The sequence below is a fragment of the Rhizobium chutanense genome, from assembly GCF_002531935.1.
GTDB classification, from domain to species: Bacteria; Pseudomonadota; Alphaproteobacteria; order Rhizobiales; family Rhizobiaceae; genus Rhizobium; species Rhizobium chutanense.
This window is the reverse complement of the sequence record NZ_NWSV01000006.1, coordinates 68,279-91,694: the sequence shown is the minus strand read 5'-3', so window position 1 is coordinate 91,694 and position 23,416 is coordinate 68,279. Positions and strand designations below refer to the sequence as shown.

Below are 23,416 nucleotides of genomic sequence, written 5' to 3'. Positions count from 1 at the left end.
ATCCCGATGACGCAAGACTACCTGGCTTTCCCAAGGCTTTTCGGCTCTCGGGCAGCCGCTACAGATGTGACCCTCTGGCATAAACACAATCCAATCTTTCCTGTGCGGCTTGTCGATGGGGCACGGCTCAACCCTTCCGGCCAGATCTGGCGCCGCTTTCATCTGGGCGAATGGGAATATAAGCAGGACCCGGAAACGCTCGACGATTACGAAGCCCGCCAGTTCTGAAAGTCCGCTCTCAGGAAAGTGCTGCGATCCCTTCGCGCGCCGTCCTTAATACCCCGTTAAATCGCCGCAATTACAGTTCAACCGGATGATTACGTCGCCCGCGAGGTCGGGCGCGATCGAACATGGGGTATCACCGGTCGGCGATGGCAGGCAGAGGCAGATCAGGCGACAGAATCGAACCGTCCTTCAGCGGCCGCCCGGCACGCGACGATGACGAATTTTCGCTCGATGCCGATGACCGTGTTGTCGGAAACAGATCTTCGCCGCGCCGCGGTTCCAAACCGCCGCCGGAACGCCCCACCCCGCGGCGGCGGCGAGAACCGCGCGAGCGCGAAAGCGGCGGCCTGTTCGGCTTTATGCGCCGCGTGATCTACTGGTGCGTCGTGCTGTTCATCTGGGCCGGCATCGGTGTTGCCGGGCTCGTGCTCTATTACGGTTCGCGCATGCCGAGCGCCAGCACATGGGCGATCCCGGAACGGCCGCCGAACGTCAAAATCACCGCCGTCGACGGCAGTGTCATCGCCAATCGCGGCGCCACCGGCGGCGAGGCGCTGTCGCTCGAAAACATGTCGCCCTATATTCCGGAAGCCGTCATCGCCATCGAGGACCGGCGCTTCTATTCGCATTTCGGCGTCGATCCGCTCGGTCTCGGCCGGGCCATCGTCACCAACTTCACGGCCGGCCACATGGTGCAGGGCGGCTCGACGCTGACGCAGCAGCTTGCCAAGAACCTCTTTCTCTCCCCCGAGAGAACGCTGGAACGCAAGGTGCAGGAAGTGCTGCTGGCGCTCTGGCTGGAGCAGAAATACACCAAGGACCAGATCCTTGCGATGTATCTCAACCGGGTGTTCTTCGGATCGAACGCCTATGGCGTCGAGGCGGCCTCACGCCGCTATTTCAACAAATCGGCGCGTGACGTGAACCTCGGCGAGGCCGCAGTGCTGGCCGGCCTGCTCAAGGCGCCGTCGCGGCTTTCGCCGGCCCGCGATGCGGACGCCGCCAATGCACGCGCCCAGCTTGTACTCGCGGCCATGCGCGAACAGGGTTTCATCACCGATTCCGAAGTCAAGACGGCGATGTCGCAGACTCCGGCTTCGGCCAAAAGCTATTGGTCGGGCGCCGGCCACTATGTCGCCGACATGGTGATGGACGAGCTGCCGGGCCTGATCGGCGACGTCAAGGAAGACGTCGTCGTCGACACGACCATCGACAAATCGCTGGAAAAGAAGGCCGAGCAATCGCTGGTCGACGTACTCGACAAGGAAGGCGGCAAGCTCGACGCCTCGCAGGCGGCCCTCGTTTCGATCGACGGCACCGGCGCGATCCGGGCGCTGGTCGGCGGCAGGGATTATGCGGCGAGCCAGTTCAACCGCGCCGTCAAGGCCAAACGCCAGCCGGGCTCCTCGTTCAAGCCCTTCGTCTATGCCGCAGCGCTTGAAAAGGGGCTGACGCCCTTTTCGGTGTTCAACGACGCGCCGATCCGCATCGGCGACTGGACGCCCGAAAATTACGAGAAGAAATACAATGGCGAGGTGACGCTGGCGACAGCGCTCGCCAAATCGCTGAACACGGTGGCCGCGCAGCTGGTGATGTATGACGGGCCGGACCAGGTGATCAAACTCGCCCATCGGCTCGGCATCGAAAGCGAGCTGCAGCCGAACGCCTCGATCGCGCTCGGCACCTCGGAAGTGTCGCTGATGGAGCTCACCGCCTCCTATGCCGCCTTCATGAACGGCGGCTACAAGGCAACGCCGCACGTCATCCGCCGGGTGACGACCGCCGAGGGCAAGGTTCTCTACGAAAATACCTATGACAGCCCGCCGCGCGTGCTGTCCGAGCAGATCGCCGCCCAGATGGACACGATGATGATGGGCGTCATCGACAACGGCACCGGCAAGAGCGCCAAGATCCCGGGCTGGCAGGCGGCCGGAAAGACCGGCACGACGCAGAATTCCCGCGACGCCCTGTTCGTCGGCTTCACCAGCAACCTCACCACCGGGGTCTGGTTCGGCAATGACGACGGCAAGCCGATGAAGAAGGTGACCGGCGGCGGCCTGCCGGCCAAGGCCTGGAAGGAATTCATGATCGCCGCCCACAAGGGTCTTTCACCGGCGCCGCTCTTCGGCAACGGCCAGCTGATCGGCGATCCGAACAGCGGCCAGCCGATGGCGCAGGCAGCCCCTGGTGATGGACAAGGGGGTGATGGACAAGCGGGAAGCGGGCAACCGATGACGGCCGAAGCGCCGCCATCGACGATCAGCGGCATCATTTCCGGCGTCTTCGGCGGCAACGACAATGCCAACCGCTATCCGCAAGCGCCTGTCCGGCAGCCGTCGGCAACCTCCGGCAACGGTCCTGTTCCGCCTGCAGACATTGCCGAAGGCGGCGGTTCGGGCGACGAGAACATGATTCCGCCGGGGGATGTCGGGTCGCCGCCGACGACCTCTTCCGTCCAGCCCCGGCGCACGACGCTGCTCGATCTGATCATGGGCAAGTGAGAGCCTTGCTGCGGGACCGATGCACGCGCGACGCCGCAAAACGGGTCGCCCCGGATTTGATCGAGCGAGGCCCTTTCGCGCTTGGTTTCGATGGATGGCCTCATCCTGGAACCGCTGCACGTTTCGGCGCGACACGCATGGGCAATCGGCTGCCTTCCGCTTATGGGACGACCTCGTTCCCGGCGATGATGAAAATTGAATGCAACACATTCGTTTTGCTGGATTCCGGGCCATTTCCCGCCTTGCAGTCCCGAAAACCGCTCCTTATATACGCCGCATCACCGCAATCACTATTGCGTAATCTTAAGTAGACCCATCCCGTAAGGGGCTGTCAGGGAAATGCCTTCTGGGGGTTCCGACAGCTTGCTTCAAGGAGAGAATGACATGGCAAAAGTAATTGGTATCGACCTTGGAACGACGAATTCCTGCGTCGCGGTCATGGACGGCAAGGATGCGAAGGTCATCGAGAATGCGGAAGGTGCCCGCACGACGCCTTCCATGGTGGCATTTTCCGATGATGGCGAACGCCTCGTCGGCCAGCCGGCCAAGCGCCAGGCGGTCACCAACCCGACGAACACGCTCTTTGCGGTCAAGCGCCTGATCGGCCGCCGCTACGAAGACCCGACCGTCGAGAAGGACAAGCATCTCGTTCCCTTCACCATCGTCAAGGGCGACAATGGCGACGCCTGGGTCGAAGCCAATGGCAAGGGCTACTCGCCCGCACAGATTTCCGCGATGATCCTTCAGAAGATGAAGGAAACCGCCGAATCCTATCTCGGCGAAAAGGTCGAAAAGGCCGTCATCACCGTTCCCGCCTACTTCAACGACGCGCAGCGCCAGGCAACCAAAGATGCCGGCCGCATCGCCGGTCTTGAAGTGCTGCGCATCATCAACGAGCCGACCGCTGCCGCACTCGCCTACGGCCTCGACAAAAAAGAAGGCAAGACGATTGCCGTCTACGACCTTGGCGGCGGCACCTTCGATATTTCGATCCTCGAGATCGGCGACGGTGTGTTCGAAGTGAAGTCCACCAACGGCGATACTTTCCTCGGCGGTGAAGACTTCGACATGCGCCTCGTCGAATATCTCGTCGGCGAGTTCAAGCGGGACAACGGCATCGACCTGAAGAACGACAAGCTTGCCCTGCAGCGCCTCAAGGAAGCTGCCGAAAAGGCAAAGATCGAGCTGTCTTCTTCGCAGCAGACCGAAATCAACCTGCCGTTCATCACCGCCGATGCCTCCGGCCCGAAGCATCTGACGCTGAAGCTGACCCGTGCCAAGCTCGAGAGCCTGGTCGACGATCTCGTCCAGCGCACGATCGCACCGTGCAAGGCAGCCCTCAAGGATGCCGGTGTCACCGCGGCCGAAATCGACGAAGTCGTTCTGGTCGGCGGCATGAGCCGCATGCCGAAGGTCCAGGAAGTCGTCAAGCAGCTGTTCGGCAAGGAGCCGCACAAGGGCGTCAACCCGGATGAAGTCGTCGCTCTCGGCGCCGCCATCCAGGCCGGCGTTCTGCAGGGCGACGTCAAGGACGTGCTGCTCCTCGACGTCACGCCGCTGTCGCTCGGCATCGAGACGCTCGGTGGCGTCTTCACCCGCCTGATCGAACGCAACACGACGATCCCGACGAAGAAGAGCCAGACCTTCTCGACCGCCGAAGACAACCAGCAGGCCGTGACCATCCGCGTTTCGCAGGGCGAGCGTGAAATGGCTGCCGACAACAAGCTGCTTGGCCAGTTCGACCTCGTCGGTCTGCCGCCGTCGCCGCGCGGCATGCCGCAGATCGAAGTCACCTTCGACATCGACGCCAACGGCATCGTGCAGGTTTCGGCCAAGGACAAGGGCACCGGCAAGGAACAGCAGATCCGCATCCAGGCTTCCGGCGGTCTTTCCGACGCCGACATCGAAAAGATGGTCAAGGATGCCGAAGTCCATGCGACCGAGGACAAGAAGCGGCGCGAAGGCGTGGAGGCCAAGAACCAGGCCGAAAGCCTGATCCACTCCACGGAAAAGTCGCTGAAGGATTACGGCGACAAGGTTTCCGAAGCCGACCGTACCGCGATTTCCGATGCGATCGCCGCTCTGAAGTCCGCCACCGAGGCAACCGAAGCCGATGCCGAAGACATCAAGGCCAAGACCCAGACCCTGATGGAAGTGTCGATGAAACTCGGCCAGGCGATCTACGAAGCGCAGCAGGCCGAAGGCGGCGCTGCCGGTGATGCCTCCGCGGAAGGCGGCGACAATGTCGTCGATGCCGACTACGAGGAAATCAAGGACGACGACCGCAAGAAGTCCGCGTAATCCGCGACGGCGTGGTTATGCTTCAACACCTGATCCGGCTGCTCACCATGGCAGCCGGAAATCCATTTCCGGGGTTTAATCCTTAATGGCAAAAGCGGACTTTTACGAAACTCTGGGTGTAGCCAAGACGGCGGACGAGAAAGAGCTGAAGAGCGCCTTCCGCAAACTGGCGATGAAATACCATCCGGACAAGAACCCGGATGACAAGGACGCCGAACGCAAGTTCAAGGAAATCAACGAAGCCTACGAGATGCTCAAGGACCCGCAAAAGCGGGCGGCCTATGATCGCTACGGCCATGCGGCCTTCGAGCATGGCGGCATGGGCGGCGGCGGTGGCGGCGGTTTTGCCGGCGGCGGTTTTTCCGATATCTTCGAGGATATTTTCGGCGAGATGATGGGTGGAGGGCGTGCGCGCCAGCGCTCGTCGGGAGGCCGGGAGCGCGGCGCCGATCTTCGCTACAATATGGAAATTACGCTGGAGGAATCCTTCTCCGGCAAGACGGCGCAGATCCGCGTTCCGACATCGATCACCTGCGACGTCTGTTCGGGTTCGGGCGCCAAACCCGGCACGCAGCCGAAGAATTGCGGCACCTGCCAGGGAAGCGGGCGCGTGCGTGCAGCACAGGGTTTCTTCTCGATCGAGCGGACCTGCCCGACCTGCCACGGCCGCGGCCAGATCATTCCCGATCCCTGCCCGAAATGCCACGGCCAGGGCCGGGTGACGGAAGAGCGTTCGCTCTCGGTCAATATTCCCGCCGGCATCGAGGACGGTACGCGCATCCGCCTGCAGGGCGAGGGCGAAGCCGGCACCCGTGGCGGGCCGGCGGGCGACCTCTATATCTTCCTGTCCGTCAAACCGCATGAATTCTATCAGCGTGACGGAGCCGATCTTTATTGCGCCGTTCCGATCTCGATGACGACGGCCGCTCTCGGCGGAACCTTCGATGTGGCGACGCTCGACGGCACCAAGTCGCGCGTCAGCGTGCCCGAGGGCACGCAGGCCGGCAAACAGTTCCGCCTGAAAAACAAGGGCATGCCGGTGCTGCGTTCGGCGCAGACGGGTGACCTCTACATTCAGATTCAGATCGAGACGCCGCAAAAGCTCACCAAGCGCCAGCGCGAGCTGCTGCAGGAATTCGAGCAGCTTTCCTCCAAGGAGAACAATCCCGAATCGACAGGCTTCTTTGCCCGCATGAAGGAATTTTTCGAAGGCTGAGCCGAGATCGATAGGTCCATCTCGAAAGCCGGGGGCGGAAACGTCTCCGGCTTTTTTGATTCGCCATCTTTGTTTTTACGGATGTCGTTGTCGCAAACCGCTGCACATTTTTGCGCGACCCGCTTCAGGCGCTTTGCTATTGCTCCAATTTGCGACACTTGATGCTTGCGCTGAGCAATTTGTCCCGGATCGGCACGGCGACGGGGCGGAGCATGACTTACGTTAACGCAGCCAGATGATGCCGCTTGCAAGTTTTCCAAATGAATTCAGTCTCTGCCGTCAGTCGGGAACAACAAAAAATCAAGGGTATCTGCCATGGCGTCAGCCTTTTCCTCTCAGTCCGAAGATGTCGACGTTCTCGCCGGCGCCCTCTACACATGGTGCGCCGAGCGCAACATCAAGCTTCGCAGCCAGCAGGGCCTCTCAATCGCCAGTATCGCGATCGACCTCTATCATGCCGGCTACCAGACGCAGGACGATCTGCTGGTGGCGTTGCACGAATGCGAGATTCACTGAAGCGCACGGCATAAAACCGCACGCCCCGGAGATGCTTCCGGTCTTTGTCTTGATGCCCCCCAAAATTGCCGCACAGATGCCTGTGTCCGGATATCACCCGGACCGAGGTCATGCTGTCCGTGAGACGCGGTGGAATCAGGCGGCGGTTTCTTCGGCCGCTTCGCCAACCATGAGGGTGAGGATGGTCTTGACCGCTTCCTTGCCCGCCGATGAGTTCAGCTTGTCGTAGGTCAGAGCAAGCGCATAGGCGTCAGGGCTGAGTTCGACCCGGCTGCCGAATTGCGATACGCCCTCGAAAAGAGCAGAGATCTCGACATCGAGAAAAACCGCGATCTGATGCAGCTTGCTGGCGGAAACGCGGTTCGCGCCTTTTTCATATTTCTGGATCTGCTGGAAAGTCAGTCCGAGTGCTTCGCCAAGCTCAAGCTGCGAAACACGGCGAAGGGCGCGGAACTGCCTTACGTTGCGACCAACGATAATATCAACCGGATCTGGCACTTCATTGCTCTCTAATACTTAACAGTTCGTTTACCATATCGTTTTTACAGGATAACTCAACCCTACAGTTGCAAAATTCAACCGACTTTTTTTGGGCTTTACGTTACGTCAGGAGCTGCGGAGTGACGCGTCAAAACCCCGGATATCCAGGGCTTGAGGTGACGGATACTAGCGGTGGGCCGGACCGGCTCAATGAAGCCAGCCTATCCGCGCGGTGGTTGTATTTTTGAAGAATTCGCAAAGCGGCGATATCAAGGGGAGCCGGACCTCGGTTACGAGACCTCTGCGAAATCCCTCCGTGTACTCCTTGTCGGCCGCAGCCTACCCTATCCGCCACTACCGCTGCCTGCCTCCGGCAGCAGTGGGCGATCCGGGGCGGCAAAGCTCAGTGCCTTGCCATCAACGCCGCTTAGGCTTAGCTGTCACGTTTCACGATTCCGGACATTCGATGCCGCACAAGGTTTCTCTTTCCCGTCTGAAGCTGACAGACTTCCGCAATTATGCATCGGCGGCGCTCACCCTTGACGGCCGGCATGCCGTGCTGACGGGAGACAACGGTGCCGGCAAAACCAATCTCATGGAGGCCGTCTCGCTGCTTTCGCCTGGCCGCGGCCTGCGCCGCGCTGCCTATGGCGACATTACCCGTGTCGGCGCGGCCGGCGGTTTTTCGATCTTCGCGGCGATCGACGGCATGGAAGGCGAGGTCGAGATCGGCACCGGCATCGAAACCGGCGAGGAAAACACCGCCCGCAGACTGCGGATCAACGGCACCCCAGCCAAAACAGCAGACGAACTGACCGACCACCTGCGTCTTCTCTGGCTGACACCGGCGATGGACGGCCTCTTTACCGGCGCCTCCTCCGACCGGCGCCGCTTTCTCGACCGGCTGGTGCTGTCGCTCGATCCCGCCCATGGCCGCCGCGCCAGCGATTTCGAGCGCGCCATGCGCAGCCGCAACAAGTTGCTGGATGAAGGCCGCTTTGATCCCTCCTGGCTTGCCGGCATCGAGGAACAGATGGCAAGCCTCGGCATCGCCATGGCACTCGCCCGGCAGGAAATGCTCGGCCTGCTGACCCGGCTGATCGAGGAGACCCGCGAGAGTTCGCCTTTTCCATCGGCTTCGCTGCAGCTCTCGGGCTTCATGGACGGTCAGTTTTCACGCCCTTCGGTCGATCTCGAGGAGGATTATGCGGCAATGCTGGCAGAGAGTCGCTACCGCGACGCCGGGGCGGGGCGCACGCTTGACGGGCCGCACCGGGCCGATCTCATCGTGCACCACCGCGAAAAGGCGATGGAGGCGGAACGCTGCTCGACCGGCGAGCAGAAAGCTCTGCTTGTCGGCCTGGTGCTTGCGCATGCGCGCCTCGTCGGCAATCTCACCGGCCACGCACCGATCCTGCTGCTCGACGAGATCGCCGCCCATCTCGACGAGAACAGACGCGCCGCGCTGTTCGATCTCATCGACGGTCTCGGCGGCCAGGCCTTCATGACCGGCACGGATCGCTCGATGTTTTCGGCGTTGGGCGACAGAGCGCAGGTCTTCACAGTGGCCGACGGAAGGGTGTTCGAATGACTGAAGCGGCTTTTCCCAGCCTCGCGCGTCATGATAACATCGGCGCCATGGAACCGCTCAGCCCCGACGAAATCGCCCGTTATCACCGCCACATCCTGCTGCCGGAGATCGGCGGCGCGGGCCAGCAGAGGTTGAAGGCCGCCCGCGTGCTGGTGATCGGCGCCGGCGGCCTCGGCGCACCGATCCTGCAATATCTGGCGGCAGCCGGCGTCGGCACGCTCGGCATCGTCGATGACGACCGAGTGTCGCTTTCGAACCTGCAGCGCCAGGTGATCCATGATTCCGGCACGATCGGAGAATTGAAGACGGAAAGTGCCGCGCTTGCCATCACGAGACTCAATCCGCATGTCCGGCTGATCCGCTTCGAGGAACGTTTTTCCGGAGAGGCTGCCCGCCGGCAACTTTCCGGCTTCGATCTGCTGATCGACGGCTCCGACAATTTCGACACGCGTTACGCCGCCGCCGATGCGGCGGAAGATGCGCGCATCCCGCTTGTCACCGGGGCCGTCGGGCGCTTCGACGGTTCGCTGACGGTTCTCAAGCCCTATGAGAGCGGCGAGGACGGAACCCCCAACCCCCGATATCGTGACTTGTTTCCGGAAGCCCCGCCGGCAGGGCTCATTCCCGCCTGCGCCGAGGCCGGCGTCATCGGCGCGCTCACCGGCGTCATCGGCACGATGATGGCGATGGAAGCGATCAAACTCGTCACCGGCACCGGCGAGCCGCTGGTCGGACGGCTGCTACTCTATGACGCGCTTGCGGCCCGCTTCGACACCGTCCGCTATAGAAGACGCCGCACGCGGGAAAGACAGGCCGTATGACGATCGTCCGGCTCGACCAGGACTTCACACGCTGGGGCGAATTGCTGGCGCTCATCCTCGCCGCCTTCGCCTCGATGAACGGCAGGATCGATCCCCCATCCTCGGCGCTCAAGCTGACGACCGAGTCACTGGCGGAAAAGGCCAGGGCCGAGATCGGCCATGTCGTCCTCGACGGCGAAAAGTTGATCGGCTGCCTGTTCCTGCGGCCGGAAACCGATTGTCTCTATGTCGGCAAGCTTGCCGTTCTGCCTGAGGTGCAGGGCAAGGGCCTCGGCAAACGGCTGCTGGCAATTGCCGAAGAGACGGCCGCGTCACTGGGGCTTGCCGCCTTGCGGCTCGAGACGCGCATCGAGCTCACCGACAATCACGCCGTCTTTGCCGCCTGGGGATTTTCCAGAACCGTCGAGAAGGCGCATCCCGGCTTTGCCAGGACGACCTTCGTCGAGATGCGCAAGGTCCTTGCATCTCGGACCCGCACCGCCTGATTAAGCCTTTAACGCCCCGGCAGCACCCGGTTGGGCGGCCTGTGGCCGTCGATGAAGGTGCGGATATTGATGATCACCTTGTCGCCCATGTCGATGCGGCCTTCGATCGTCGCTGAACTCATATGCGGCAGCAGCACGACCTTGCCCTCATTGGCGAGCTTGACGAGCTTCGGATTGACCGCGGGTTCGTTTTCGAAGACGTCGAGGCCAGCGCCGGCGATCCGGCCCTCCCTTAGAGACTTGATCAGCGCGGCTTCATCGACCACGTCGCCGCGCGCGGTGTTGACGAGATAGGCCGTCGGCTGCAGCAGCGCCAGACGGCGCGCCGAGATCAGATGGAAAGTCGCCGGCGTCGACGGGCAATTGACCGAGACGATGTCGACGCGGGCGAGCATCTGGTCGAGGCTTTCCCAATAGGTCGCCTCCAGCTCGTCCTCGACGGCCGGATTGACACGCTTGCGGTTGTGATAGTGGATCGACAGGCCGAAGGCCTTGGCGCGGCGGGCGACCGCCGTGCCGATGCGGCCCATGCCGACAATGCCGATGCGCTTGCCGTGAATGCGGCGGCCGAGCATCCAGGTGGGAGACCAGCCGGCCCATTCGCCCGGCTTGTCGGTCAGCACCCGGGCGCCCTCGCCGAGCCTTCTCGGAACCGCGAGAATCAGCGCCATCGTCATGTCGGCGGTGTCCTCGGTCAGGACGTTCGGCGTGTTGGTGACGGTGATGCCCTTGCGCGCCGCCGCCTCGACGTCGATGTGGTCCGTGCCGTTGGAGAAACTCGCAATCAGCTTCATCTGCGGCCCCGCCGCATCGATCAGCGCCGCATCGATACGATCGGTGACGGTCGGCACCAGCACGTCGGCGGTTCTGACGGCGGCGATCAGCTCGGGAACGGAGCGCGGCGTATCATCGATGTTCAGCTCGGCGTCGAAGAGTTCCCGCATGCGGGTTTCGACGGCGTCGGGCAACTTGCGGGTGATGTAGACCTTCGGTTTTTTCTTCGCTGTCATGGCTGACTGTGGTGCCTTGTTCAGAGGTCTTTAACCAAGAGGGGTGATAATTTTCCCATCCGGGCATTTTCTACCAGACCCGCACGCGAAGACAAACAAAACTCGCGGTGCAGCCGGGGAATGTCAGAACCCGGACCGCGAACAGGCCGGGCCTGCCCGCGAATTCGAGCAAACGGAAACTTCCATGCGCAGCAAAGTCCTGAAGTCCTGCCTCGCCCTTGTCATCGCTCTGGCCGCATCCATGGGAACCGTCGAATTTGCCCATGCGCAGGCCGCCAAGGGGCCAAGCGGGCTGCCATTGCCGCGTTTCGTCACGCTGAAATCCAAACGCGTCAACCTGCGCATCGGCCCGGGAACGGATTACGCGGTTTCATGGATGTATCTGAAATCAGGCCTACCGGTCGAGATCATCCAGGAATACGACAACTGGCGCCGCATCCGCGATGCCGACGGCACCGAAGGCTGGGTCAACCAGTCGCTGCTGTCGGGCCAGCGCGCGGCGATCGCCGCGCCGTGGATGAAGGCCAAGGGCAAGGGCGTCTTTGTCAATCTGCGCCGCGAGGCGTTGCCCTCCGCCTCGATCGTCGCCAAGCTGGAACCCGGCGTGATGGTGACGATCGGCGAGTGCAACGGCGACTGGTGCCGCGCCGAAACCGACGGCGCCTCTGGCTGGGTGGCGCAGTCGGAGATCTGGGGCGCCTATCCCGGCGAAGCCTTCAAATAAGCCCAGCCTGTTTGGCGGCCTCGGACAGCGAGGTCATCGGGCGCGGACCGATCTGCTGGATGACGATGCCGGCGGCAAGGCAGCCGAGCTTGCCGCAATCTTCCAGCGACCGTCCCTGCGTGTAGCCATAGAGGAAGCCGGAGGCGAAGAGATCGCCGGCGCCCGTGGTATCCACAACTTCCCTGATCCTGATCGCATCGACGTAATAACGCTCGTTGCCCTTGAGAATGACGGCGCCGTCCTCGCTCATCGTCACGGCGGCGATCTTGCAATCGGCGGCGATCCTGTTCAGCGCCTCTTCGAAATCGTCGGTTTCGTAGAGCGACAGTGCTTCCTGGCGATTGGCGAAGACGATATCGACCTTGCCGGAGCGCATCAGATCGAGGAATTCGCCGCGATAGCGACCGACGCAGAAGCTGTCGGACAGTGTCATCGACATTTCGCGGCCGTTTGCATGGGCGATGCGGGCACATTCGAGGATCGCTTCCTTGGCGCGCGGCGGATCCCAGAGATAACCTTCGAAATAGGTGACCTTGGCGTCGGCCACGACATCGACCTCGACGTCCTCGGGACCGAGCTCGACGCAGGCGCCGAGATAGGTGTTCATCGAACGCTCGCCGTCCTCGGTGACGAAGATCATCGAACGCGCCGTCGGCGGGAACGTGCCCTTGGGCTTCGTCTGGTAGTGGACGCCCTGGGCGCGGATGTCGTGCGTGAAGATGTCGCCGAGCTGATCGGCAGCGACATTGCCGAAATAGGCGGCCTTGCCGCCGAGGTTCGCCACGCCCGCCGCCGTATTGCCGGCGCTGCCGCCGGAGGCTTCGAGCGCCGGCCCCATGCGCGAATACAAGAGTTCGGCGCGCTCGGCATCGATGAGGTTCATCGCCGCCTTGGTGATCTGATTATCAATAAGGAACTGGTCGTCGCAGCGGGCGATGATGTCCACGATTGCGTTGCCGACTGTCAGAACGTCGAATCTTGTCATGAAATGGGGAGTCCCGGATTAGTGATAGCCGGGGTTCGGTCTTAGCGATATTTCCGCGGTTTGGAAGGATAAATGGCGCATCGCCGCCTATTTCTTCGCAAAAGTGCCGCTTATTCGTCATGTCTCCGTCATCTTCAAAATCTAGATATACTCGCAGGAAGACCGGCATGAGCAGCTTTCAATTGCAGCCGGGCGCACGAGGGATGATCCCTTCGATCTTACCGGCGCGATGCTGACCACGGATGAACTGGCAGCTTCGCGATCCTTCCGGCAGCGCCGGAGCGGAAAAGCGGGCCATGCCCGCTTTTTTTGCTTTGCGGATGCCGCCGCTGCCCGATCGGCGGCGATTGCCTTTTCAATCCAGACGGTTTGCTGCTAGAGGTCAGATACTCCCCCCCGCGCAAAGCAGCCCCCCAATGTCAGCCATCATTCTCGATGTCCTTCCCATTTTCATCCTGATCCTCATCGGCTGGGTGATCGTCCGCAGCGGCTTGATGGCGTCGAATGTCGGCGATGCGCTCAGCGAATTCGTCTTCAAGATCGCCGTGCCGCTCTTACTTTTCCGCACCATCGCCGAGGCGGATTTTCACGGCGCCTCGCCTTTCCGGCTGTGGATCGTCTATTTCTCCGGCGTTGCCATCACCTGGGCGGCCGGCCATGTCGCCGCCACCCGCTTTTTCGGCCGCGACGAGCGGATCGGCGTGCTGGCCGGCGTTTCCTCGGCCTTCGCCAACAATGTTTTCATCGGACTGCCGCTCGTCCAGCGGACCGTCGGCGACGAGGGGCTGGTGGCATTGTCGATCCTGCTCGCCGTGCATCTGCCCGTGATGATGGTCGCCGGCACGGTGTTGATGGAGCATGCGGAGCGGAAGATCGCCGGCAAAAGCGACCGCAGCATGGTGTTCGTCCTTCGCCAGATTGCCATCAATCTCATCCGCAATCCGCTGGTGATCGGGCTTGCAGCCGGCATGGCCGTGCATCTTTCCGGTCTCACCATGCCGACGGCGATGGCATCGGTCGTCGGGCAGATCGCCGGCATTGCCGGTCCGGCGGCGCTGATCTCGCTCGGCATGGCGCTGGAGAAATACGGCGTCTCCGGCAATCTCGGCATCGCCAGCGTCACCTCGGCCTGCAAGCTGCTGCTGCTGCCGGGCTGCGTCTGGACCGCGAGCCGCCTGCTCGGCCTCAGCCCCCAATGGACGGCAGCGATCGTGCTGACCTCTTCTGTACCGACAGGGGTCAACGCCTGGCTGATCGCCAATCGCTTCGGCGTCGGCCACAGCCTCGCCGCCTCGACGATCACCGTGACGACGGCGCTCGGCGCCATCACGGTCTCGCTCTGGGCCTATTTCCTCGGCGCGTGAAATTCACCGCATATGAAAAAGCCCGGCTTGTGGCCGGGCTCGAGTGTCATCGGAAGATGGTGCAGCGTTACTGCGTCGCCGTCTTCGGATCCGGCAGTGGTACCGGCGAATCGGCCAACGTGTGCAGATAGAGGATGACGTTGGCGCGGTCCTGATCCTTCGGGAGACCGGCAAAGCCCATGGCGGTGCCGGGAACGTCCTTCTTCGGCGCCATCAGGAATTTGTTGAGGAATTCGAAAGTCCACTTCTCGCTGCTGCCCTTGGAGAAATCCTTCATGGCGGCGGAATAGGCGAAGCCTTCATGCGAGGCGATCGGGCGATCTACGACACCAAAGAGGTTGGGACCGACCTTGTTCGGTCCCCCTTTGGTGCCGTCATGACAGGCCTGACACTTCTTGAAGACCGTTTCACCGGCCTTGGCATCGGCAGAAGCGAGCAATTGCGCGATCGGAACGGCAGCAGCGGCAGGCGCAGCTTCACCGCCAGCGGCGGAGGCCTCTTCGGCAACGATCGCAAAACCTTCCTTCTCCGGCGCTTCGGAATGGAAGATCCCCTCGGACGCGATAGAGACCGACATCAGAACGAAAATCGTTCCGAGCAGCGCCCCCACGGCCGTATTGACGTATGAATTCATCTGCAATGCTCCCCTTGCAGCCGGCAGACCATAAACCGGACCATCTTGAAATCGCGCGGAACCTATGTCTTTTGGTTGATCGTTGCAACTGTCTAAATGGTCTTGTGCGTGAGACTTTTTGACACTTTTCAGCCCGGAATAGAAGGCCCGAACAATGAGTGATTCAAATTTAGACGGCGTGCTCGTGTTGATCCCGGCGCGCATGGCCTCCACGCGGCTTCCGGGCAAGCCGCTCGCCGACATTTGCGGCCTGCCGATGATTGTGCAGGTAGCGCTGCGCGCCAAGGAAGCAGCGATCGGCCGCGTGGTCGTTGCCGTCGACGATCAGCAGGTGTTCGATACCGTTTCTGCCGCCGGCTTCGAGGTCGTCATGACCAGCAGGGATCATCAATCGGGCTCAGACCGTATCTTCGAAGCGCTGACCAAGGTCGATCCGGAGGGGAAGGCGAAATTCATCGTCAACGTCCAGGGCGATTTGCCGACGATCGAGCCGGAAACGGTGCGGGCGGCTTTGCGCCCCCTCGAGGACGAAGCGGTCGATATCGGCACGCTGACCATCGAAATCGACAATGAAGAGGACAAGACCGCGCCACACATCGTCAAGGTCATCGGATCGCCGATTTCCGCCACCCGCCTGCGCAGCCTCTACTTCACCCGCGCCACGGCGCCTTACGGCAAAGGGCCGCTCTACCATCATATCGGCCTCTATGCCTATCGGCGCGCCGCACTCGAACGCTTCGTCTCGCTCGGTCCCTCGACGCTCGAAAGGCGCGAATCGCTGGAGCAATTGCGGGCACTGGAGGCCGGCATGCGCATCGACGCCGAGATCGTTGACACGGTTCCGCTCGGTGTCGATACTCCGGCCGATCTCGAAAAAGCGCGGCGCATCCTCTCCGCAAAGTCGAACTGACGGAACCATCATGAACATCAAGACCAACAGGATCGCCTTCCAGGGCGAATTCGGCGCCAATTCCGACATGGCCTGCCGCGACATGTTTCCGACCATGGAGCCGCTGCCCTGCCAGACCTTCGAGGATGCGTTCACGGCGGTCGACAACGGCGACGCCGATATCGGGATGATCCCGATCGAGAACACGATCGCCGGCCGCGTCGCCGATATCCACCATCTGCTGCCGGAATCGCGCCTCCACATCATCGGCGAGTATTTCATGCCGATCCGCTTCCAGCTGATGGTTCTGCCGGGAGTGACCAAGGACGAGATCCGCACGGTGCACAGCCATATCCACGCACTCGGCCAGTGCCGCAAGATCGTGCGCTCTCACGGCTGGAAGCCTGTCATCGCCGGTGATACGGCGGGGGCGGCAAAGCTGGTGAAGGAAACCGGCGACCGGTCGATGGCGGCGCTTGCCCCGCGCCTTGCGGCCGATCTCTATGGACTGGAGATCGTCGCCGAGAATGTCGAGGATACGGAAAACAACGTCACCCGTTTCGTGATCCTGTCCCGCGACGAGGAATGGGCGCAACGCAATTCGGCCGAGGAAAAGGTCGTCACCACCTTCGTCTTCAACGTCCGCAACATTCCGGCCGCGCTCTACAAGGCGCTCGGCGGATTCGCCACCAACAACATCAACATGACGAAGCTGGAAAGCTATCAGCTCGGCGGAAAATTCGTGGCGACGCAGTTCTACGCCGATATCGAAGGCCATCCGAACGATCCGAACGTCCGCCGGGCTTTGGAGGAGCTGCGGTTCTTCTCCGAGAAAGTCCGCATCCTCGGCGTCTACAAGGGACATGTGATGCGCGGCCTGCTTTAGGCAGGCCGCGTCATTCGGCAGTTATTTGTCCGGCTCACAGACGCGAAGGCGATGACCATCGGGATCGAGCACGACGAAGGTCGGGCCGAAATCGAGTTCGGTCAATTCCTGGGCGATCGGCAGGCCGCGCTGGCGCCAATCCTCATATTGCCTGGCGACGGCGTTTTCGCCCGCCACCATGAAGGCCACTTCGCCGCGGTTGCCGATGGCGGAGGGCTGCGGTTCGACCTTGCTGCGCCGCCAGAGGCCGAGCGTGAAGCCGCCTTCCAGCGGAAAGGCGACGAAATTCGGCGCTTCCACCGCCGGTTCGCGGTTCAGCAGGCTCCGGTAAAAGCTGGCGCTTTCGCCCGGGTCCTTGACGTAGAGGATAATCAGGTTGGGGCTGGTCATTTCGGTTCTCCCTTTGCTGTGAAATGCGGTCGCTGAGGATCAGCTGCTGACAATTTCTGGCAGCAGCATGCCAAGGGCGTTGCCATCGCAACGCCCCGGTCTCGTCGGGCGGAATGTCGATGATAAGACGGATTAGAGCGAGAAACGGCCCCCGCGGCGCGGGTCGCGTCCATCGATGAAGCCGAGATCGCGCTTGCGGGAATCCGGCATCGCCTCAAGGTCGAGGTTGGAGCGGTTTCCCCTGGGTATACGGAACAGGTCCATGGCCAGGCGCAACAGGCCGAAGTGCGCCGACTGCCGAACGTCGGCAAAGGTTTCAGCCGAAATAATATCGGCAAAACTATCGGAGGCGAAGCGATCGCCGGCCCGTTGAATGACTGGAGGCGTTACCATGATCAGTGCTCCTTGGTGAATTGAGACTGATAATAACGCTACCTGCTGACAGTTTATGGCAGCAGCGTTCAGGTCTCCAGCGGTACGTCTTGGGTCTCGCGCCATTCCTTGAGGAGCGCGGTGCGGCGGCGCGGATAGCGCATCTCATGGACCGCCATATCGATGATGCGATCGGTGCGGAAATGGCGGAAATCCTGGCGCAATTCGCACCAGGCCATGATGATGCGCACATGCTCGAAATAACCGAGCGCGAAAGGCCAGACGCGGCGGCGCGAGATCCGGCCCTGCTCGTCGCCATAATGCAGTTCCAGGATACGCTCCAGTCGGATCGCCTTGCGGATGGCCGAAACGTCGGCCTTGTCCTCGTCCTGGCGCTTGCGGCCAACGAAGAGTGTCGCCGAATCGATCGTCTCCCGCATATCCGCCGGCAGCACGGCGGCAATCTTGGCAAGCGCATCGGCGCCGGCGCCGGCAAGGCGCGGTTCTGCGGCGCGGGCGACCCAGCGCGAGCCGAGCACCAGCGCCTCCAGCTCCTCTTCGGAAAACATCATCGGCGGCAGCATGAAGCCCGGCTTCAGCACGTAGCCGATGCCGGCTTCGCCTTCGATCATCGCACCCTGGGCCTGGAGGCTGGCAATATCGCGATAGAGCGTGCGCAGGCTGACGCCGGTCTCCTGGGCGAGAACCGTGCCGGTCACCGGCCGCCGGTAACGCCGAAGCGTCTGGAGCAGCGTCAGCAGCCGTTCCGAGCGGGCGACCGGCATGGCGCTAGCGCTTCCACTCCACCCAGTCGCGCATCAGGCGGTGGGCGATCGCCCCTTTCGGCGGCGAGGCCTTGCCTGTCGCGCTCGGGCGTTCCAGCATCTCGATGGTTTCCTCGCGGGTGAACCAGCGGCAATCCTCGAGTTCCGTCTCGTCGCGGCTGATTTCGGTGGATTTGGCCTCGGCGTAACAGCCGATCATCAGTGAATGCGGCATCGGCCAGGGCTGCGAGGCGTGATAGCGGATGCGGCCGGTGCGGATGCCGGATTCCTCCAGCGTTTCCCGGCGCACGGCATTCTCGATGGTCTCGCCGGGCTCGAGGAAGCCGGCAAGGCAGGAATACATGCCGGGCGCGAAATGCGGGCTGCGGCCGAGCAGGCAGAGGTCGCGACTCTCATCGATCGTCAGCATGATGACGACGGGGTCGGTACGGGGGAAGATCATGTGTTCGCAGGCGGCGCAGACACGCTTGTAGCCGCCGATATGGATCTCCATCGCCGCGCCGCAGCGGCCGCAGAAGCGGTTGTCGCCATTCCAGCGGATGAGGCTTGCGGCCTGGGCGAATTCGCCGAGCAGCACCTCGTCGATCAGCATTTCGCGAAACAGCGTGCGGCCGTCGGAAGGCTTGTATTGGCTGGTGAGGTCGTCGACGCCGATGCCGACGGGCACGGCAAGGCGCGGCTCGCCGGATTTGCGGTAGCCGAGAAGCACCGTCTCGTCCCAATCCGGCTGCAATTCCTGGAGTTCGTAACGGGCAAAGAGCGGATCGAGCACCTGGCCGTCATGCTTCAGCACCAGCTTATCCCCGGCGAAGGCGAAGATATGGGTGCCGTCCTTGGCCAGCGCCTTTTCGACGGAGCGTTCGTCGCGATGCTCGGAATCGCGATTGAGGTCGTTGGCGGCAAAGGCCGTGAGATTGCTGGGTTCGGGATGCGGCACATCCGAATCGAAAAGCGAATGACTCATGATGAAAGGGCTTCCCGCAGCTTCGCTATGAATTCGTCTCTTTTTCCGTCTTCGTAAGGCTCCGCGCGCCCGAAGCCCCAGACGGGGCCTGGCCAGTTGGCATCGCCTTCGAAGCGGGCAATGACATGAACATGAAGCTGGCGGACGATATTGCCAAGAGCCCCGACATTGATTTTTGTCGCGCCGGTGATCTCCTTCAAGGTCTTGGCGACCACCTCCGTCTCGAAGGTGAGCAGCACCTGGTCGAGCGGCGTCAGTTCGAAGATTTCGGTGATATCGGCCCGGCGCGGCACCAGAATGAGCCAGGGCCAGCGGGCATCCCGCGATAATCTCAGATCACAGAGACCGGTGACCATGACGCTGATGCTGTCGTTTTCCAGCCGAGGGTCGAGCGTAAAGCCGTTCAAGGGGCATTCCTCCTGTCTTTTCCAACGACTAGCAGTTTTTTTGCATGTTGGCTTGCTTTTGATGACGATATTGCCGATATGTGCATTCGGGAGGTTGGTGGTGGACGAGCCACTCGCCAACCGGGTCAGGTCCGGAAGGAAGCAGCCCTAACGAGCCCGGCACGGGTCATCGTGCCAGCCTCCCACCTTCTCTCCACGAAATGCCCGACGATCCCGGGCGACAAGCAGGGCGATGAGCGACACCGAGCGACAGTCAAAAGATGCCGCCTCGACGGGCACCGGATACCGGGTGCTGGCTCGCAAATACCGCCCCAAGGATTTTACGGACCTGATGGTCGGCCAGGAGCCGATGGTCCGCACGCTCACCAACGCCTTCGAGACCGGCCGCATCGCCCAGGCCTATATGCTGACCGGTGTGCGCGGCGTCGGCAAGACGACGACAGCGCGCATTCTGGCGCGGGCGCTGAATTACAAGACGGCTGACATAGACAAGCCGACGATCGACCTGCGCGTCCCCGGCGAGCACTGCCAGGCGATCATGGAAGGCCGGCATGTCGACGTGATCGAAATGGACGCCGCCTCCCATACCGGCATCGACGATATAAGAGAGATCATCGAGCAGGTGCGCTACCGTCCGGTTTCGGCGCGCTACAAGGTCTATATCATCGACGAAGTGCACATGCTGTCGACACAGGCCTTCAACGGGTTGTTGAAGACGCTGGAAGAGCCGCCGGAGCATGTGAAATTCATCTTCGCCACCACGGAAATCCGCAAGGTGCCGATCACCGTGCTGTCGCGCTGCCAGCGCTTCGACCTGCGCCGCATCAGCGCGTCGGATCTCGTCGGGCTGTTTTCGACGATCGCCGCCAAGGAAGGCATCGAGGCGGAGCCGGACGCGCTGGCAATGATCGCGCGCGCCGCCGAAGGCTCGGCCCGCGACGGCCTGTCGCTGCTCGACCAGGCGATCGCCCATGGCGCCGGCGCCGTGCAGGCGGAAGCCGTGCGCGGCATGCTCGGCCTTGCCGACCGCGCCCGGATCGTCGATCTCTTCCAGCATGTGATCAAAGGCGATGTCGCCGCCGCCCTCGGCGAATTCCAGAACCAGTACGAGGCCGGCGCCAATCCGGTGGTGGTGCTGACCGATCTTGCCGATTTCACTCATCTGGTGACCCGGCTGAAATATGTGCCGGATGCGGCAAACGATCCCTCGCTCAGCGAAGTCGAGCGCACCAAGGCGGCGGAATTCGCCAAGGGCGTTGCGGTGACGACACTGTCGCGCATCTGGCAGATGCTGCTGAAGGGCATTCCGGAAACGGAAGGCTCGTCGCGGACGTCAGGTGCTGCCGAAATGGTGCTGATCCGGCTTGCGCATGCCGCGCATCTGCCGGCGCCCGAGGATGCGGCACGGCGGCTTGCCGATTTTTCCGGCGACAATGGCGGCCAGCGGCCCTCCTCCCCGCCTTCCGGCAATGGCGGCGGCGGCACGCGAGTCCCCTATCAAAGCAGTGTCGCGGCACGGGCGCCTGAGATTGCGCCGAGCAAGCCGCAGCCTTCGGCGCCGGTGGCGATGCTGCGCGCCGTGCCGAGCAGCCAGCCGGAGACGATGCCTGTCGGGCGGATCGAGGCGAAACCGGCGGAAGCCCCGAAGCCCCTCGTTCGAGTCAATTCGGTCAGCGATATCGTCAACCTCGCCACCGAGAAACGGGATGTCAAGCTGAAGGCACTGGTGCGCAATTTCGTGCGCCCCGTGCGGATCGAGCCCGGCCGGCTTGACGTCAGCCTCAGCGAGGGCGCGCCGACGACGCTGCTCAACGAGCTTGCCGTCAAGCTGAAGGAATGGACCGGCATCCACTGGATCGTCAGCCTCAGCCGCGACGCGGGCCAGCCGACGCTTGTCGAAGCGGAAGCCAGGACCCGGGAACAGCACGTCATCGATGCCCGCCAGGACCCCGACGTGGCGGCGATCCTGGCGCATTTTCCGGGCGCGAAAATCATCGACGTGCGGGTGCGGGCGCCCGAACCGGAGGAGGAAGGCGAGGTCAAACCGCCTGATGCCGCCGAATCCGAGGAAGGCGACATCCTGCCGGGCGACGACATAGAATTTTAGAAGTTTCAACAAGGAGCGAGACGATGCGCGACATCATGGGCATGATGGGCAAAGTCAAGGAAATGCAGGCCAAGATGGAGCAGATGCAGGCGGAGATCGCCGAGCTCACGGCCGAAGGCAAGGCGGGCGGCGGCCTCGTTACCGTCGTCATCTCCGGCAAGGGCGAACTCAAGAGCCTGAAGATCGACCCCTCGCTGTTCAAGGAAGACGACGTCGAGATCCTCGAGGACCTGATCGTCGCCGCCCACAAGGACGCCAAGGACAAGGCCGAGGCGCTCGCCGCCGAAAAGACCAAGGCGCTGACCGCCGGCCTGCCGATCCCGCCGGGCTTCAAGCTGCCGTTCTGACAAGCAGCGGGTCGACCCTCAAAGCATTTCCGTTTTCCGCAGATCACGGGAAATGCTCTATACGTTTGTTTCAAGCAATTCCTGGCGCGAAGCCACGCCATACTTTTGCTGGAATTGCTCTCAATTTTTCAGCAAGTAATTTCACAGATCTCATAAGGTTTTTCATGAAGATCGCGGGCGTTTTTCGCCTTTTCCTCGCCGCTACCCTGGCCGCGCCAACTGCTGTCAATGCAAGTCAATGCGATCCAAGCAAACCCGTTTATGTCTTTGACCAATTTAAACCGGGTGACGACACCAAGATTTTCTACAAAGTTCGCGATGGCGAACACAAGTGGTATATGGAGCTGGTCAAATTTGAAACCTGGCGAAAATCCAGGCTAGTCTGGTCTATCGATGGCAATGTAATATGCAGCGATGTCATTCCGATCTGCAATTTGACCTTGGCCTCCTCCAATAAAAGTGAACCCGATTCTGCGGTTTACGACTGCCTTAAGGAGTTAGAACAGAACCAGGAGCAGGACACGCCGAAAGTAGCGATATCCTTTGCGATCCCCGTGACCGAGATTTCCGCAAAAGACGAAACGTCGCACATCGCATTCGGCTTTTTGACTGCTCTATCCGTAGCGTGCGGCAAGCATATGAACATTCACGTTGAACGGAAGGCGCTCCTAAATGAGGATGAGCGAAAGGGTATGTTCCTGTTGCCCTCTTTCGTCCGGCGAGTTCCGTGCTTGAAATAACTGATACTTATCCACGGCTTCGATGCGCGGCTAGAAACTGCTTTTAGCACTGCGCTTCCAGAATCGCCCGCAGCTTGTAGTGAATTGGAGCGGCGAGATATCGCGCCCGGTCCACCTCCGAAAGCTGCCGCCCGAATGTTTTCATCAGCTCCGGCATCGTCACCTTCTCTCCGGAAAAGGGCTGATGCTCCACCGGCGTTCCGGCCTCGGCGACGCCGCCGCTGATAACGCGGCAATAAAGGCCGGGGCGGGCGGCGGCGGTGTAGCGCTTGACGAATTTCGGATCGGCCATCCTGGCGGCGAAGGTGGCGCAAGGCATGCGGCACGACGTGACTTCGAGGGTGAGATCGCCTGACACAAAGCGGTCGCCGACGGCAACGTCGCGATTGTCGAGACCTGAGATCACCAGGTTTTCACCGAAGGTGCCGGGCTCGTATGGCCTGCGTAATTCCCTGCTCCACCAGTCGAGTGTCAGCGATCCCTCGATATAGACTGCCTGATCGACGCCGCCATGGTGTTTGCGGTTGCAGATGGCATCGCCGACCAGACCTTCGGTATCGATCATCACCGCGCCGTTGACCGCGTGTTTGAAGATGCCGGTCTTGTAGTTCTTGCCGGCCAGCCTTTCCGGATTGCCGGTGCAGAGCGCCAGGATTTTCATGGGATGGCCGATCCT

25 protein-coding genes and 1 other RNA gene are annotated in these 23,416 nt (G+C 61.9%); 16 read left to right on the top strand and 10 right to left on the bottom strand.

Features of this window, described 5'->3' with window-relative positions:
• Window positions 1–6 precede the first annotated feature (6 nt).
• The 5 genes from CO666_RS12090 to CO666_RS12070 all read left to right on the top strand — a co-directional run bounded on the left by CO666_RS12090 (window position 7) and on the right by CO666_RS12070 (window position 6,759).
• Window positions 7–228: a hypothetical protein gene (locus CO666_RS12090; RefSeq protein WP_097612365.1), complete on the top strand. Its 222-nt coding sequence runs from the start codon at window positions 7–9 to the stop codon at window positions 226–228.
• 143 nt (window positions 229–371) lie between these two features.
• Window positions 372–2,726: a transglycosylase domain-containing protein gene (locus CO666_RS12085; protein WP_097612364.1), complete on the top strand. Its 2,355-nt coding sequence runs from the start codon at window positions 372–374 to the stop codon at window positions 2,724–2,726.
• A 384-nt stretch (window positions 2,727–3,110) separates the two neighbouring features.
• Window positions 3,111–5,027: a molecular chaperone DnaK gene (gene dnaK, locus CO666_RS12080; protein WP_097612363.1), complete on the top strand. Its 1,917-nt coding sequence runs from the start codon at window positions 3,111–3,113 to the stop codon at window positions 5,025–5,027.
• 85 nt (window positions 5,028–5,112) lie between these two features.
• A complete protein-coding gene (gene dnaJ, locus CO666_RS12075) occupies window positions 5,113–6,243 on the top strand; it encodes a molecular chaperone DnaJ (protein ID WP_085735555.1) in 1,131 nt (376 codons plus the stop codon).
• Between the two features lie 315 nt (window positions 6,244–6,558).
• Window positions 6,559–6,759: a hypothetical protein gene (locus CO666_RS12070; protein WP_097612362.1), complete on the top strand. Its 201-nt coding sequence runs from the start codon at window positions 6,559–6,561 to the stop codon at window positions 6,757–6,759.
• 135 nt (window positions 6,760–6,894) lie between these two features.
• Here the strand turns inward: CO666_RS12070 and CO666_RS12065 are convergent, their stop codons facing one another.
• Window positions 6,895–7,257: a helix-turn-helix domain-containing protein gene (locus CO666_RS12065; protein WP_097612361.1), complete on the bottom strand. Its 363-nt coding sequence runs from the start codon at window positions 7,255–7,257 to the stop codon at window positions 6,895–6,897.
• A gap of 448 nt (window positions 7,258–7,705) precedes the next feature.
• Between CO666_RS12065 and recF the strand changes: the two genes are divergently transcribed.
• Genes recF through CO666_RS12050 form a run of 3 tightly spaced genes read left to right on the top strand, consistent with a single transcriptional unit; the run spans window position 7,706 to window position 10,136 of the window.
• Complete coding sequence (gene recF / locus CO666_RS12060; RefSeq protein WP_097612360.1) at window positions 7,706–8,830, top strand: DNA replication/repair protein RecF; 1,125 nt, start codon at window positions 7,706–7,708, stop codon at window positions 8,828–8,830.
• On the top strand, window positions 8,827–9,651 hold the full coding sequence (locus CO666_RS12055; protein WP_097612359.1) for a molybdopterin-synthase adenylyltransferase MoeB: 825 nt from the start codon (window positions 8,827–8,829) through the stop codon (window positions 9,649–9,651). The genes recF and CO666_RS12055 overlap by 4 nt, the downstream gene beginning before the upstream one ends.
• Window positions 9,648–10,136, top strand: coding sequence for a GNAT family N-acetyltransferase (locus tag CO666_RS12050; RefSeq protein ID WP_097612358.1), 489 nt, complete (start codon window positions 9,648–9,650; stop codon window positions 10,134–10,136). Before CO666_RS12055 ends, CO666_RS12050 begins: the two co-directional genes overlap by 4 nt.
• Before the next feature lie 8 nt (window positions 10,137–10,144).
• Here CO666_RS12050 and CO666_RS12045 read toward each other — a convergent pair whose 3' ends face one another.
• Window positions 10,145–11,146: a 2-hydroxyacid dehydrogenase gene (locus tag CO666_RS12045; RefSeq protein ID WP_097612357.1), complete on the bottom strand. Its 1,002-nt coding sequence runs from the start codon at window positions 11,144–11,146 to the stop codon at window positions 10,145–10,147.
• Window positions 11,147–11,330: 184 nt separating this feature from the next.
• Here CO666_RS12045 and CO666_RS12040 point away from each other — a divergent pair, with 184 nt between their 5' ends.
• Window positions 11,331–11,870, top strand: a complete 540-nt coding sequence (locus tag CO666_RS12040) for an SH3 domain-containing protein (RefSeq protein ID WP_097612356.1) — start codon at window positions 11,331–11,333, stop codon at window positions 11,868–11,870.
• Here the strand turns inward: CO666_RS12040 and CO666_RS12035 are convergent.
• Window positions 11,863–12,855 (bottom strand): adenosine kinase, encoded by a 993-nt coding sequence (locus tag CO666_RS12035; RefSeq protein ID WP_097612355.1) that lies wholly within the window; start codon window positions 12,853–12,855, stop codon window positions 11,863–11,865. The two genes, CO666_RS12040 and CO666_RS12035, sit on opposite strands and share 8 nt — an antisense overlap.
• 416 nt (window positions 12,856–13,271) lie before the next feature.
• Here CO666_RS12035 and CO666_RS12030 point away from each other — a divergent pair, with 416 nt between their 5' ends.
• A complete protein-coding gene (locus CO666_RS12030; protein WP_097612354.1) occupies window positions 13,272–14,219 on the top strand; it encodes an AEC family transporter in 948 nt (315 codons plus the stop codon).
• Between the two features lie 67 nt (window positions 14,220–14,286).
• Here CO666_RS12030 and CO666_RS12025 read toward each other — a convergent pair whose 3' ends face one another.
• Complete coding sequence (locus CO666_RS12025) at window positions 14,287–14,853, bottom strand: c-type cytochrome (RefSeq protein ID WP_085735546.1); 567 nt, start codon at window positions 14,851–14,853, stop codon at window positions 14,287–14,289.
• A gap of 154 nt (window positions 14,854–15,007) precedes the next feature.
• Here CO666_RS12025 and CO666_RS12020 point away from each other — a divergent pair, with 154 nt between their 5' ends.
• Both CO666_RS12020 and CO666_RS12015 read left to right on the top strand, forming a co-directional pair.
• Complete coding sequence (locus tag CO666_RS12020; RefSeq protein WP_097612353.1) at window positions 15,008–15,763, top strand: 3-deoxy-manno-octulosonate cytidylyltransferase; 756 nt, start codon at window positions 15,008–15,010, stop codon at window positions 15,761–15,763.
• 10 nt (window positions 15,764–15,773) lie between these two features.
• Window positions 15,774–16,628 carry a prephenate dehydratase gene (locus tag CO666_RS12015; RefSeq protein ID WP_085735542.1) on the top strand — a complete coding sequence of 285 codons (855 nt, stop codon included), beginning with the start codon at window positions 15,774–15,776 and terminating at the stop codon, window positions 16,626–16,628.
• 21 nt (window positions 16,629–16,649) lie between these two features.
• Here CO666_RS12015 and CO666_RS12010 read toward each other — a convergent pair whose 3' ends face one another.
• The 5 genes from CO666_RS12010 to CO666_RS11990 form a co-directional block, all read right to left on the bottom strand.
• A complete protein-coding gene (locus CO666_RS12010) occupies window positions 16,650–17,018 on the bottom strand; it encodes a VOC family protein (protein ID WP_097612352.1) in 369 nt (122 codons plus the stop codon).
• 132 nt (window positions 17,019–17,150) lie between these two features.
• Window positions 17,151–17,411, bottom strand: coding sequence for a hypothetical protein (locus CO666_RS12005; protein ID WP_097612351.1), 261 nt, complete (start codon window positions 17,409–17,411; stop codon window positions 17,151–17,153).
• 68 nt (window positions 17,412–17,479) lie between these two features.
• Window positions 17,480–18,175: a helix-turn-helix transcriptional regulator gene (locus CO666_RS12000; RefSeq protein WP_097612350.1), complete on the bottom strand. Its 696-nt coding sequence runs from the start codon at window positions 18,173–18,175 to the stop codon at window positions 17,480–17,482.
• Between the two features lie 4 nt (window positions 18,176–18,179).
• Entirely contained in the window at window positions 18,180–19,139 is a 960-nt protein-coding gene (nudC, locus tag CO666_RS11995) for an NAD(+) diphosphatase (RefSeq protein WP_097612349.1), read from the bottom strand.
• The gene (locus tag CO666_RS11990; protein ID WP_097612348.1) at window positions 19,136–19,546 is read right to left on the bottom strand and encodes an HIT domain-containing protein; all 411 of its coding nucleotides are present in this window, start codon (window positions 19,544–19,546) and stop codon (window positions 19,136–19,138) included. Before CO666_RS11990 ends, nudC begins: the two co-directional genes overlap by 4 nt.
• Before the next feature lie 89 nt (window positions 19,547–19,635).
• Here CO666_RS11990 and ffs point away from each other — a divergent pair.
• From ffs to CO666_RS11970, 4 genes are all read left to right on the top strand, one after another.
• An RNA gene (gene ffs, locus CO666_RS11985) (signal recognition particle sRNA small type) lies at window positions 19,636–19,732 on the top strand.
• Window positions 19,733–19,778: 46 nt separating this feature from the next.
• Window positions 19,779–21,653, top strand: coding sequence for a DNA polymerase III subunit gamma/tau (locus CO666_RS11980; protein ID WP_097612347.1), 1,875 nt, complete (start codon window positions 19,779–19,781; stop codon window positions 21,651–21,653).
• Between the two features lie 23 nt (window positions 21,654–21,676).
• Window positions 21,677–22,000 carry a YbaB/EbfC family nucleoid-associated protein gene (locus CO666_RS11975; protein WP_004676719.1) on the top strand — a complete coding sequence of 108 codons (324 nt, stop codon included), beginning with the start codon at window positions 21,677–21,679 and terminating at the stop codon, window positions 21,998–22,000.
• A 164-nt stretch (window positions 22,001–22,164) separates the two neighbouring features.
• Window positions 22,165–22,740: a hypothetical protein gene (locus CO666_RS11970; RefSeq protein ID WP_097612556.1), complete on the top strand. Its 576-nt coding sequence runs from the start codon at window positions 22,165–22,167 to the stop codon at window positions 22,738–22,740.
• 43 nt (window positions 22,741–22,783) lie between these two features.
• On the opposite strand, the gene CO666_RS11965 is transcribed toward CO666_RS11970, so the two are convergent.
• The gene (locus CO666_RS11965) at window positions 22,784–23,401 is read right to left on the bottom strand and encodes an MOSC domain-containing protein (RefSeq protein ID WP_179869670.1); all 618 of its coding nucleotides are present in this window, start codon (window positions 23,399–23,401) and stop codon (window positions 22,784–22,786) included.
• Between the last annotated feature and the right edge of the window lie 15 nt (window positions 23,402–23,416).